Below are 14609 nucleotides of genomic sequence, written 5' to 3'. Positions count from 1 at the left end.
CATAAACCGCAGGTCTTCAGATTCTATTTTTCCGCTGGGCTGATTATCTTTTTTATTCTGGGGGTTAATTCTGTCTACCGCATTCACTGTAATTGTCTTTGCCTCGGTCTCTTTTATTCTCAAACTCTTTTTACTGCTGCTATCAGCATCATCAGAGGTGGCTAATATCACGTCATCCTTGCTCATCGGTTGTTCCTTGTTGGCAGATACCCAGCACTTTCCAGGATGCAACAGCCGGAGCTACCTGCATCCTGAAATAGAGGGGGGTATTGCTGATTGTTGCCGCCTGCTTGCGATTAATGTGGCTGATTCAGCTGGGTCACTTTCGCGCCATTCTTCTGGCCGTTGGCACTCAGCATGGCAATGACCTGATCTTTCGGGCCGTCGGCCATGACGTGCCCGTCATCCAAGACAATCAGACGGTCAAAAATATTCAGCACGGACATCCGGTGCGTCACAATCACCAGCGTTTGTCCTTCAATGGCTTTTTGCAGCTGGCGAATAAACAGGGTTTCCGTCATCGCATCCATGGAGCTGGTCGGTTCGTCCATCAACAGCACTTTCGGCCGCAACAGCAGACAACGTGCCAGGGCAACCAGCTGTTTCTGCCCACCGGACAACGCGTTACCCATCTCCCCAACCGGCATGTCATAGCCCAATGGATGTTTGGCCGCGATACGATCCAACCCGGTCATCTGGGCGACGCGCAGGAACTCTTCCGTGCTGGCGCTCGGCTTGCCGATCGTCACGTTGAAGCGCAAGGTGCCACTGAACAACCGGCAATCCTGCCCGACATACCCGACCGCCGCGCGCCAGTCCGCCGGATCGACCTGGGTTGCATCCACACCGTCAATCGAGATCTGGCCGCTACGTTGCTGATAAATTCGCGCCATCACCCGTAACAGCGTTGACTTGCCGCTGCCGATACTGCCGATAATCGCTACACGCTCACCGGCCTTGATGGTGATATTGATATTATCCAGGATCGACGGCGGCACCATCATGCCGGGCACCGCGTAAGCAAACGCCACCTTCTTCAAGCGCAGGTTGCCGTCAAATTTCGGGGTCGGCAGGTAGTTGATCGCCGGATCGCGCTCTGTCGGCAGCTCCATCAGCTGATTCAGTGACTTCAACGCCGTTTTGGCATGTTGATAGCGTAAGGCCAACCCAACCACCGCCGCCAGTGGCGCCAGTGAACGACCGGACAGGATAACCACCCCGATCATCGACCCCATGGTGAGCTCACCCGCATGGATCAGATAGACACCAAACACCACGATCACCACGGTGCACACCTGTTGCATAAAGGTGACAAAGTTCGAGGTCAGCGCCGAAAGGTAGCGGGTTTTCATCGAGGAAGCGGCCGCCAGCGCGCTGATGTCGTCCCAGCGTTTTTGCATCACGCCTTCCCCCTGAGCCGCCTTCAGCGCCTCCATCCCTTCAATGGACTCGATCAACATCCCCTGTTTCTGCGAGATCTCACGGATGTTTTCATTCATGTAGCGGCTGAGCGGCCATTGGATGATGACGCTAACCAGCAGGATAATCGGCACCGCCGCCAGCGGCACTATCGCCAGTTGCCCACCGATCATATAGATAACGAACATGAACAAAATACAGAACGGCAGATCTGACAGCGTCGACAGCGTGGCCGAGGTGGCAAAATCACGCACGGCCTCGAAATCCCGCAGCTGGTTGGCGAAGGTCCCCGTCGATTGCGGCTTGCTCTCCATGCGCATCGCCATCACCTGACGGAACAGTTTTGCCCCGACAATCAGGTCAGCCTTTTTACCTGCCACATCAATTAGATAGGTACGAACCTGCCGGGAAGTGAATTCGAACACAATGGCAATCAGCACCCCAATCGCCAATGACCAGAGGGTGACGTAAGCTTGAGTAGGGATAACGCGATCGTAGACGTTCATGGTGAAGAAGGTGCTGGCCAGCGTCAGGATGTTGGCCAGCAGTGCCGCCGTGGCCGCACTGTAGAAATAGTGCCTGTAGCGCCACAGCGTAGAGAACAGCCAGTGACCTTCACGATTGGCCTGCGGCAGAATTTCATCGTCCAGACGCGCATCTAGCTTAGGCTTGGGGCTTGCCACCATGACATAGCCCGTGGTTGACAACTCCGCCTGGGGAATGCTGATGATGCCGCCACTTTCAGGTACCACCACCTGATACCCGTAGTTGCCACGTTTACCGGTTCGCGCGGCGACGATACAGTAAGTCCCATCGGTGCGAGCAACCACTAACGGGAAGAGATAAGAGGAGATATTGGCCAGATCGCGTTTGATCCAACCGGCGGCGATACCGATCTGGTCCAGCATGCGCAGCGCCAGTTCAGGCTCTAACTTGTCGCCACGGGGCAACCCGGCATACAGCACTTCTTTACTGGCCAGCTTGTTGTAGTGTTGGCACAACCATTCAACGGCCCACAGCAATGAATCTTTGCCATGGTCTTCTATATAGTCAAACTCTCGCGACTGAATCGCCGGAGGCTCAGGAATCTCCGGTAACTCCGAAGACACCGACAATTGTTCACTCATAATCTTTCCCTGGTTTTACTTAAAAACTGTGATTTAGCATCCAAGCTAAACATTAGATATATCTTAACACAGACAATATATTGACCACTGCAAGAAAGAGCGTAAGTGTCTACTTAAAATACAGCCCAAAAAAATAAGAAAGTGCCTAGAAAAGCCTTTTTATGTAGCCAAAGGAAACAAAGAGTGAAATTAATTAACACATTGAATGGGGTGGTTTTAATATACTTATTTAACATCTGAACAATAAAATAATAATATACTACAAGATTAATCCTATAAAATAAAAACCCACTAAACTCTTCCTGCGGTAATGTCAAAATTAAAAGGGCCACCTATTATGTAGCCCTTTGTTTAATAGTGTTAAATCAGAACTGGTCTATGGTTATCTAACAATAATATCCACACGGCGACTATTGACATTGCAACCCGCCCCTTGATGATTTGCACTGGCCACACAGCCTTCGGCACTTTGAGCCACGCCCATGCCACTGACGTTAGTGATCAGGCTCTCGCTGATGCCAGCGTTGATCAATGCCTCGCGGATCGTATTGGCTCTGGCCTGTGACAAGCGCTGGTTTGACGCTGGGTTACCGATAGCATCGGTGTAACCCACCAGTTGAATGTCAGCGGCGCTATTTCCCTGCTTGATAAACGCAATCACGTTATCCAATTTAGCCACTGAGGACGGTAAAATAGAACCGTAACTGCTCTTGCCAAAACGGAACTGTACGCTTTCCTGAATCAGCACTGCGCCACCACCGTTGACATACTCACAAGGTTTGACTTGTGAAGCACGGTTGATAATACGCGTTTGCTTGTGCATAGACTTCAGCTCAGCCTCTGCTGTCGCCCTTTCAACCAAGGCCGTCGTACTGCCATTGGCTCCTGGATTCACCTGCAGGAAATAGGTCTCTGAACCCTTAACACTCAGTTGATGTGCTGGATTCTGTTTCCCTTGATACAGCGGCTGATCCTGGAAGTAGGACTCAATCGCATGCCCACCCGGTGCCACACAAAACACGGTAAACTCGCCAGGCAACAATGCGGATTGCAGTTCGCGATCCACATTGATAGTTGCAGGAAGATTACCCTGTGGATAATAAAAGACGACCTGAGCCAACTCCGGTACGACTTTTGCCACAGGGCGATAAGCGTTTGTGGTATCAGCAGAAGATTGACTGTTGTATACCGACTCAGCAGATGCGGTAAAAGAACACAATCCCGCAGCTAAAGTTAATACTGCAATATTGACGTATTTAAATCCATTACGAACAGCTTTCATTATATGCTCCAGGCTCACCTGATATATTCATCCATAAACGGCGACAATTTTCTGGGATCCGTTATCACACCCAAAGGGGATATATAGCCAAAAATGTTTACCAGATAATTAAATAATAACAAAATAGAACCCGCAGTTTTTACACTGCGGGTTCCGTTACCGGTTAAACAATGATTTGGTTATTCTGCAATAACGTTTCCAGATCGGTATGCACATTCGCCAACGTCACTACGCTGGTAAAGGCATACTGCCCACCCTGGCCATCACGGTCGATGCTGATCACCGTATCGCTACCGGAGTTCTCCACCTTCAGATATTTGAGAATACCTTGGGAAGAGTCATCCAGCACCATCTTGCCATCATTCTGGAAGAAGGAGATCGGGCCGTTATAGTCCAGCAAATCACTCAGGTTAATCATATCGGCGTCACCGTCGGTGGCGATATTGCCAACGTGGAAACCATGGACCATGTCGTGACCGTTACCGCCCGTCCCGTCATTCTCCATACCCGCCAACACGTTATACATCAGCGTGTCGTTACCACCGTTAATCAGGTAGAACGTATCATCGCCGCCACGACCTTCGAACAGGTTGTTAGCCGAGTTGTCAGTGAACGTATCTCCTTGATTAGAACCAATCAGAGAGTCGACGTTGATCAATTTACCTGTGCCCGCGGTTGTTTCCCCTGTCCACAAGTGAGCCGTTACAGCTTCGATTGAAGCACTGTAATCCGTGGCAGTGACGGTATAACTATCCGCCAACGCCTGGAAGCTACTCGCAGTCAGGGTACCATTGCTGATCACCAATTGATGGTTAGCCAGCAATGTTTCCAGATCCACGTGCGTGTTGCTGAACGTCAGCAGCGCCGTGGAGCCATAGGCTGAGCCATTTCCATCACGGTCAATGTTCAAGATGCTGTCATTGCCGCTGTAGGTAATGGAGAGATACTGCTTAATTGTCTCTCCTGCATCTATCGTCGCCACACCATTAATGTAGTGTGCCGCGCCATCCGCATCTGCCCGATACCCAACCAACAGGCCACTGACATCAATGACATCAGCATTCGAGGTTGCCTCTACGGTACCCACGAAGAAGTTGTTTACCGTATCGTGACCGTTGCCACCGTTGGCCGACGCCGCATCCAGCGCACGGTACATCAGAGTATCCTGACCACCGTGAATCAGATTGAAGGTGTCATTGCCACCACGCCCATCGAAGTAGTTGTTAGCCGCGTTACCCGTGAAGGTATCGTTGCCACTTCCCCCTGCCAGGCCTTCGATATTCACAAACTGTGCATTGCCAAAGCCAGTGCTCTGCATGCCCGTCTTGCTCAGATCGATGGTTAATGGTGTGCTGCCAGCCAGTTTGTAGTCAACGATGTCCAAGCCACCGGTTGAGCTCCAGGATTTCACACCTGAAACTGTTGTAGTACCGCCACCGCCGTTATACAAATCGTTGCCCAAGGTGGCAAAGAACGTATCGTTGTAGCCGGTCCCGACAATACCTGTCGCGTTGGTGCCACCATTGGCGCTGGCGTTTGCCACATTGGTTTCGGCTTCGGTTGTCAGAACATAAGCATTGTTGGCTTCTGTCGCTTTCAACCCGCCCCACGCCTTGTTGACAATCTCAACGGTGTTGCTGCCCACTCTCGCAACGCCACCCACATCCGCAAAGGCTCCCTTGCTGGAACGCAAGATCACTGCGCTGTAAGTCTTGCTGGCATCCAACCCATAGAAGTCCACAATTGCGGTACTGTCGTTGGTCTGGTTACCAGACTGTGCGTTGATCATTTGGGTAGAAACGACCTGCCCTGTCGCCTCATCAATCAGTTGCACCGTGTTGCCGTACAACGAGTTGATACCCCCTTCATCCAGAATACGCAGATGAATTGAGGTGCCATAGGCCACATTGTTTTTGTTTTCAATGTAGGTCGTGACGCCCCCGGCGGTGAAGGCCAACAGATCGCGATCGCCATCCCAATCAATATCAATCGCAATAGCCCCCGTAACCTGGCTCGCTGTAGCCGTACCACCAATCGTCGTTTTACCTACCTGAGTGAGCAGGTTGGTGGTGGTAAAGCTCGTCGCCCCACCTGATGACGTATTGGTATACAAGTTGATTGCTCCAGCCGCCGCCGCAGAGGTGATCCCCCCGGACGTTGAAGACATCCCCGGTAACTCAATAACATCCATCTTGCCATCGTGGTTCCAGTCCAACGCAATTGATGCACCGCCGGCCAGGTTGTCGGTAAAGGTATACATACCGGCTGCCGTTGGGTTACCAATGCCATCGTTGTTAGGATCGCTGAACACCAGCTTACCTGTACCATCGTTGAAGTAAATCCGGCTAGCGTATTCCCCAGCGTTGTTACCGGCCCCTGAAGCAGATGTTGTGCTTTCGCTACCCCTGCCCAAGAACAAGTCCATATAACCATCGCCGTTGAAATCGGCCCAGGTCATGGCAACACCGTTACCAATGCCCGGGTCACTATCCGTACCGCGCTGGAACACGTTATCGACAACCTGAGTAACTTTCCAATTACCGTTGTTGGTGCCGTTGACCACCACCAGACGAGCTTGGTTAGTGCTAATCGCCGCGCTTCTGTCGGTTGCCCCGTCCGCATCAATCCGCGAACCATCAGCAACGATGTTTTGACTGTGCATTACAAAGTCAACAATACCGTCGTTGTTAATGTCGACGCCGGACAGTTCCATATCCGGTTGTGACTGATCCAGACCGATCGGACGATGGCTGGAATCTGTCGCATAATCTGTTGCGAACGTGCCATCTTTGTCCATGCCCACCACGGTACCATCATGGTTCAGCACGATCTGCGAGCCATAACCGCCACGAATACCACTGTCGTTCGGTGTCTGATCCCCATTGACCATGTCGACATAACCATCGCCATCTTTATCGATAGCAATGATACCGCCGTACCAACTCCAGGTGTTCGCACTGCCCGCGGTGTTAGCATCACCCGCAAAGTCACCAGCTTGCCCCGAGTTGGCAAACGCACCAACCTGATACGCTTTATAGGTTGACCCGTTGTAGTAGAACATCTGTTGGCCATCATCGTATTGGCTATCAACAGCAAACAGATCCATCAGACCGTCACGGTTGAAGTCGATAAATGTGGCATTTTGCACATAGTTGGAAGAGCCATAACCCGTACCCGTGTTACTCACCAACTTCGTCGTCGAGAAATCACCCAACGATGAAGAGGACGTCGCAGTAGAGTCAAGCATGGTCTGGTTAGTATGGATACGCCATACGCCGTCTTCACCTATCGTCACAGCTGTTGCTTTCTGGTTTGAATCAGCAGCGCCTGCGCCAACCGTCACAACTGGCGTTGGAGCAACCACCAGTTCATTACGGCTATTGTCAGTGGTGATCTGCTCGCCATTGGCAGAATAGAGCACCGCTTGCACATCATAGGTTCCAACTCTCAATGCATTCGCGTCTGGAATTTGCACATACCAGGTGTTGTTGCGCGGATCGACTACCACCTGCCCATTTTGTGAGCTGTAGGTCTTACCGTTAACCGTCACCTCAACGTACTCACCCTGTTGAATATCGAAGCCGGTATAACCGGAAACGATCGGCGTGGTATCCAGCGTATTCTGCATGTTAACCATCATCGCCAGGTCAACAGTCATGATGAAGTTATTGGAAACCGTTCCTTCGTTACCCGCTTGATCAGCCACTACCGCACGGAAGCTGTAGGTCGTGTCATCATTCAGCGGAGGTAATACGAAAGTCCATGACCCGTCACCCGCGACCGTTGCTGTCCCCAGAAGCAGGTTAGAAGCAGCATCATAGATACGCACTTCATCACCCGCACCCAGCGCGTTACCATTAACATGACCATTCAACGTCGGATTACGATCGTCAGTACTGGTGCCGGAACCAAACTCACCGGTCACCAAGCCCACATCATCGGTGTAATTGTTGATGATGACTGTCTGAGTCGGCGCATCCAAATCGATGGTCAACGTAAAGTTTGGTGAAATCGCCGTTTCATTACCTGCCACATCCACCGCAGTTGCGGTATAGGTATAGGTATGGGTATTCACCAGATTGTTGAGTGCCAAGGTCCAGGAACTGTTCGCCAGATCAATCACCGCAGCGCCCACCAACTGCCCATCCTGGTAGATACGGATAGAGTCAGTTGGCAACAGATCACCACTCCAAGTCCCTTTCAGAACAGGTGAAGTATCGTCTGTAGAACCACCACTCCCCAGGATCAACCCTTTGTTGGTACCGACATCATCGTAATATCCCTCAATAGCCAGAGTCACTTCAGGTGCCTTGGTATCGATCGTGACGCCGACATTGGTTGACGGAGCACTCTCATTACCAACCTTGTCGGTGACCGTGGTCGTGAAGTTATGAAGCCCATCCAACATATTGTTGTTCGGTGTCCAACTCCATTTACCGGTAGTCGCATCAGCCGTCGCTTCTCCTACTTTCACGCCAGCATCATAGATCGTGACCTTACTCCCGGCTTCAGCGCTGCCGCTAAAGGTCGGCTTGGCGTCATCCGTGACATCTCCATTATGAAGTGGCCCCTGGATTTCACCCACATCATCCGTAATCACCAGATCGGTCACCGCACCAGGCGCAGTAGTATCGATAGTGATACTCCAGCTATTACTTGCTTCACTGGTTTGGCCCGCACTGTTGGTTGATGTCACCGTAAAGTTATAGCTACCGTCGTCCAGCTTGCTGGCAGGCGTGAAGCTCCAGTTACCATTCGGGCCTGCCGTGGTCGTACCGACCACAGTTGCACCGTTATAAATGGTAATGGTGTTACCTTCCGCGACTGAAGACGTACCACTCAAGGTTGGCGTACTGTCTTTCGTTAGCGCACCTTCTGCCAGGTTGGCATTATTGGCCCCGGTATCGTCCACGATGCCCGTAATGCTCGGTACCCCTGGAGTCAACGACACATTGACGCTATAACTGGAATCCGGTGTAGCAACATTACCTACGCTATCGGTTTCGGTTACGGTCAGTTTGTTCAACCCATCATACAGCGATCCTGTCGGCGTAAGCGCCCAAGTACCGCCAACACCTACGGTTGTCGTACCCAGCACAATCGTGTTGCCATTGGTATCCGTGGTGGAAACGGTAATGGTATCGCCCACCTCCGCACCGGTACCTTTGATAACAGGTTTGCGATCGTCCAACACACCATTCTGTGCAACCGACCCCGTGACGCTACCAAAGTTGTCAACCACATCGGTGATGGCAATTTTACTGACATCAGGTGGTGTGAAGTCCAACATCAAGGTAAAGGTGTTGGATGGCGCACTGATGTTGCCCGCCGCATCCGTCGCCGTCACCGTAAAGCGGTGCTCACCTTCCGCCAGCTTGCTGGTCGGGGTAAAGCTCCAGTTGCCCGTGGCATCGGTCTGTGCCGAGCCCAGCAACCCGTTCTGATCGACGATCTTCACGATGCTGTTGGCTTCCGCACGGCCCGACAGCGTTGGCGTCGGATCGTCCGTCGCACTGCCGCTGACCATATTCTGTGGCTGCACGCTGCCCACATCGTCCGCGGCCGAATCGATAAACGGTACGTTCGGTGCCACCGAGTCCACCGTAAACACCCAGTTGCCGCTGGTGCTGGTATTCCCGGCCGGATCCTTGGCGCTGGCGCTCAGGCTGTGTGTGCCCTGGCCCAGGTCGACAGCTGGCGTAAAGCTCCACTTGCCGTTGCTGTCCGCCGTGACGCTACCCAGTACTGTGTTGCCGTCGCTCACCGTCACCACGCTGCCAGCCTTCACCGTGCCGTTCAGCGTCGGACGGGTGTCGTCCGTTACGCCGTTCTGCTCGATGTTGCCCTGCACGCTGCCCACATCGTCCATCAACCCGGTCAGTTGGATCGGATCTGGATCCACATCCACCGTGACCACCAGGTGTTCCCCTTCGGCACTGGTGTTACCCGCCGTGTCGGTGACCGTGGTGGTGAGGTCGTGTGGCCCGTTGCCCAACGGGATGCTTGGCGTAAAGCTCCAGTTACCGTTCACATCCGTGGTGGTGCTGCCGATCACGTTGCCGTTGTCCAGAACCTTGACCACGCTGCCCGCTTCGGCTTTGCCGCTGAGGGTTGGCGTGTTGTCATCCGTGGTGCTGCCTGTCGTCAGAGGACCCTGCACGTTGCCCACGTCGTCGGTAACCAGTAGGCCGGTTGCCGGTGCCGGTGGCTGGGTATCTACCACGATAGCGAAACCGCCGGTGGTCGGGCTGACCTGACCGATGCTGTCAGTCACGGAAGCACTCAGGCTGTGGTTGCCGTCTTTCAGCGCCGTTTCCGGCGTAAAGCTCCACGCACCGTTGTTGTCCGCCTTGACACTGCCGATCGCGGTGCCGTTGTCGTACACGGTCACGGTGCCACCCGGCAATGCCGTACCCTTCAGGGTCGGGGTATTGTCGTTAGTCACCTGATCTTTCTGCAACGCACCGGTGTGCGGTGCCACATCGTCTTCCACGCTGGTGATGCTCGGGGCCTGTGGCGGTACGGTGATCACGGTGAACGCGTATTCCGGCGACGCCACGGTGGTATTCCCCACCAGGTCGGTTTCCTTCGCGGTCAGGGTGACCAGACCGTCTGCCAGTGGCAGGGTCGGTTTCAGTGACCAGGTCCCGTCGGCCTGGACCGTTGCGGTGCCGATCACGGCGTTGCCGTTGTACACCGTAATGGTGTTGCCCACTTCCGCCCCGATGCCCTTGAGGGTCGGACGGTTGTCGTCGGTGGTGCCACCGGCAACCACGTTGCCCTTGTTCTCACCCACCTGATCGTCCACCCCGGTGATCGCCACCAGAAGAACCGGTGGCGTAAAGTCCAGCGCCAGGATAAAGGTGTTCGATGGTTCGCTGACGTTGCCCGCCTTGTCCGTCGCCGTCACCGTAAAGCGATGCTCACCTTCCGACAACTTCTCGGTAGGGGTGAAGCTCCACTGGCCACTGCCATTGGTCTGTGCCGAGCCCAGCAACCCGTTCTGGTCATAGACCTTCACGACGCTGTTGGCTTCCGCACGGCCCGACAGCGTTGGCGTCGGATCGTCCGTCGCACTGCCGCTGACCATATTCTGTGGCTGCACGCTGCCCACATCGTCCGCGGCCGAGTCGATAAACGGTACGTTCGGTACCACCGAGTCCACCGTAAACACCCAGTTGCCGCTGGTGCTGGTATTCCCGGCCGGATCTTTGGCGCTGGCGCTCAGGCTGTGTGCGCCCTGACCCAGATCGGTACTTGGCGTAAAGCTCCAGTTGCCGTTGCTGTCCGCCGTGACGCTGCCCAGCACATTGTTGCCGTCGCTCACCGTCACCACGCTGCCAGCCTTCACCGTGCCGTTCAGCGTCGGACGGGTGTCGTCCGTTACGCCGTTCTGCTCGATGTTGCCCTGCACGCTGCCCACATCGTCCATCAACCCGGTCAGTTGGATCGGATCTGGATCCACATCCACCGTGACCACCAGGTGTTCCCCTTCGGCACTGGTGTTACCCGCCGTGTCGGTGACCGTGGTGGTGAGGTCGTGTGGCCCGTTGCCCAACGGGATGCTTGGCGTAAAGCTCCAGTTACCGTTCACATCCGTGGTGGTGCTGCCGATCACGTTGCCGTTGTCCAGAACCTTGACCACGCTGCCCGCTTCGGCTTTGCCGCTGAGGGTTGGCGTGTTGTCATCCGTGGTGCTGCCTGTCGTCAGAGGACCCTGCACGTTGCCCACGTCGTCGGTAACCAGTAGGCCGGTTGCCGGTGCCGGTGGCTGGGTATCTACCACGATAGCGAAACCGCCGGTGGTCGGGCTGACCTGACCGATGCTGTCAGTCACGGAAGCACTCAGGCTGTGGTTGCCGTCTTTCAGCGCCGTTTCCGGCGTAAAGCTCCACGCACCGTTGTTGTCCGCCTTGACACTGCCGATCGCGGTGCCGTTGTCGTACACGGTCACGGTGCCACCCGGCAATGCCGTACCCTTCAGGGTCGGGGTATTGTCGTTAGTCACCTGATCTTTCTGCAACGCACCGGTGTGCGGTGCCACATCGTCTTCCACGCTGGTGATGCTCGGGGCCTGTGGCGGTACGGTGATCACGGTGAACGCGTATTCCGGCGACGCCACGGTGGTATTCCCCACCAGGTCGGTTTCCTTCGCGGTCAGGGTGACCAGACCGTCTGCCAGTGGCAGGGTCGGTTTCAGTGACCAGGTCCCGTCGGCCTGGACCGTTGCGGTGCCGATCACGGCGTTGCCGTTGTACACCGTAATGGTGTTGCCCACTTCCGCCCCGATGCCCTTGAGGGTCGGACGGTTGTCGTCGGTGGTGCCACCGGCAACCACGTTGCCCTTGTTCTCACCCACCTGATCGTCCACCCCGGTGATCGCCACCAGAAGAACCGGTGGCGTAAAGTCCAGCGCCAGGATAAAGGTGTTCGATGGTTCGCTGACGTTGCCCGCCTTGTCCGTCGCCGTCACCGTAAAGCGATGCTCACCTTCCGACAACTTCTCGGTAGGGGTGAAGCTCCACTGGCCACTGCCATTGGTCTGTGCCGAGCCCAGCAACCCGTTCTGGTCATAGACCTTCACGACGCTGTTGGCTTCCGCACGGCCCGACAGCGTTGGCGTCGGATCGTCCGTCGCACTGCCGCTGACCATATTCTGTGGCTGCACGCTGCCCACATCGTCCGCGGCCGAGTCGATAAACGGTACGTTCGGTACCACCGAGTCCACCGTAAACACCCAGTTGCCGCTGGTGCTGGTATTCCCGGCCGGATCTTTGGCGCTGGCGCTCAGGCTGTGTGCGCCCTGACCCAGATCGGTACTTGGCGTAAAGCTCCAGTTGCCGTTGCTGTCCGCCGTGACGCTGCCCAGCACATTGTTGCCGTCGCTCACCGTCACCACGCTGCCAGCCTTCACCGTGCCGTTCAGCGTCGGACGGGTGTCGTCCGTTACGCCGTTCTGCTCGATGTTGCCCTGCACGCTGCCCACATCGTCCATCAACCCGGTCAGTTGGATCGGATCTGGATCCACATCCACCGTGACCACCAGGTGTTCCCCTTCGGCACTGGTGTTACCCGCCGTGTCGGTGACCGTGGTGGTGAGGTCGTGTGGCCCGTTGCCCAACGGGATGCTTGGCGTAAAGCTCCAGTTACCGTTCACATCCGTGGTGGTGCTGCCGATCACGTTGCCGTTGTCCAGAACCTTGACCACGCTGCCCGCTTCGGCTTTGCCGCTGAGGGTTGGCGTGTTGTCATCCGTGGTGCTGCCTGTCGTCAGAGGACCCTGCACGTTGCCCACGTCGTCGGTAACCAGTAGGCCGGTTGCCGGTGCCGGTGGCTGGGTATCTACCACGATAGCGAAACCGCCGGTGGTCGGGCTGACCTGACCGATGCTGTCAGTCACGGAAGCACTCAGGCTGTGGTTGCCGTCTTTCAGCGCCGTTTCCGGCGTAAAGCTCCACGCACCGTTGTTGTCCGCCTTGACACTGCCGATCGCGGTGCCGTTGTCGTACACGGTCACGGTGCCACCCGGCAATGCCGTACCCTTCAGGGTCGGGGTATTGTCGTTAGTCACCTGATCTTTCTGCAACGCACCGGTGTGCGGTGCCACATCGTCTTCCACGCTGGTGATGCTCGGGGCCAATGGCGGTACAGTGAGCACGGTGATCGCGTATTCCGGCGATGGTTTTATGGTGGTATTCCCCACCAGGTCGGTTTCCTTCGCGGTCAGGGTGACCAGACCGTCTGCCAGTGGCAGGGTCGGTTTCAGTGACCAGGTCCCGTCCGCCTGCACGGTGGCGGTGCCGATCACGGTCGTGCCGTTGTACACCGTAATGGTGTTGCCCACTTCTGCGCCAGTCCCACTGATAGTCGGACGGTTGTCGTCGGTGGTGCCACCGGCAACCACGTTGCCCTTGCTCTCACCCACCTGATCGTCCACTCCGGTGATCGCCACCTTGGTCGGATCCGGTGCAGAGTAATCGGTAGTCAGAACAAACGACTCGGATGGTGCACTGGTGTTGCCCGCCTTGTCCGTCGCCGTGGTGGTGATGCTGTGCTCACCTTCCACCAATGACGCGGTCGGGGTAAACGTCCAGGCTCCGTTGTTGTCGGTCGTGACCGAGCCCAACAGGTTACCCTGGTCGTACACCTTGACGATACTGCCCGCTTCGGCCGTTCCGTTGAAGGTCGGGGTGGCGTCGTCGGTCACGCTGCCGCTGCTCAATGGCCCGCGCAGGTCACCCACGTCGTCAATCGCCCCGCCAATCACTGGCTGTGCTGGTGCTTCGGTGTCCACTTTCAGCTCAAACGCCGGGGCGGTCACGCTGTTACCCGCCGCATCTTCCGCGGTCACGGTCAGGCTGTGGTTGCCGTCGCCCAGGTCGGTCTCTGGCGTAAAGCTCCAGCTGCCGTCCGGGTTCACGGTGGTGGTGCCCAGCACGGTCTCACCGTCTTTCACGGTCACCACGCTGCCCGGCTTGCCGCTGCCGATGAGTTCCGGACGGCTATCGTCCGTTACGCTACCTTCAGCGATATTGCCGGTGATCGGGCCCACGTTATCCTTCACTGAACCGATGCTCAGCGGAACCTTGATGTCGTCCACCACGATGTTCACACCCGGGCTTGGCTCACTTACGTTGCCGGCCGGATCGGTCACGGTGGTGCTCAGGTTATGCTCGCCGTTATCCAGCGGTTCACTCGGGGTAAATGTCCAGTTACCGTTCTCGTCGATCACGGTGCTGCCGATCACGTTGCCGTTGTCGATCACCGTCACGATGCCATCT

4 protein-coding genes are annotated in these 14609 nt (G+C 55.7%); all 4 read right to left on the bottom strand.

Annotation, left to right across the window (positions count from 1 at the left end):
* Positions 1-186 (bottom strand): hypothetical protein (locus AC2A1E_RS22940; RefSeq protein WP_484385663.1); only part of this gene is annotated, 186 nt, incomplete at its 3' end.
* Between the two features lie 110 nt (positions 187-296).
* Positions 297-2546, bottom strand: coding sequence for a type I secretion system permease/ATPase (locus AC2A1E_RS22935; RefSeq protein ID WP_484385662.1), 2250 nt, complete (start codon positions 2544-2546; stop codon positions 297-299).
* A 382-nt stretch (positions 2547-2928) separates the two neighbouring features.
* Positions 2929-3828, bottom strand: coding sequence for an OmpA family protein (locus AC2A1E_RS22930; RefSeq protein ID WP_484385661.1), 900 nt, complete (start codon positions 3826-3828; stop codon positions 2929-2931).
* Positions 3829-3991: 163 nt separating this feature from the next.
* A complete protein-coding gene (locus tag AC2A1E_RS22925; RefSeq protein WP_484385660.1) occupies positions 3992-14599 on the bottom strand; it encodes an Ig-like domain-containing protein in 10608 nt (3535 codons plus the stop codon).
* Positions 14600-14609 lie beyond the last annotated feature (10 nt).

This window comes from Serratia sp. HNCC26DJ206 (genome assembly GCF_057180605.1).
This window is presented reverse-complemented; position numbering and strand designations above follow the sequence as displayed.

Bases quoted from the DNA above. Each gene is read 5' to 3' on its own strand.
- AC2A1E_RS22930 (WP_484385661.1), bottom strand. From the start codon at position 3,828: ATGAAAGCTGTTCGTAATGGATTTAAATACGTCAATATTGCAGTATTA.
- AC2A1E_RS22935 (WP_484385662.1), bottom strand. From the start codon at position 2,546: ATGAGTGAACAATTGTCGGTGTCTTCGGAGTTACCGGAGATTCCTGAG.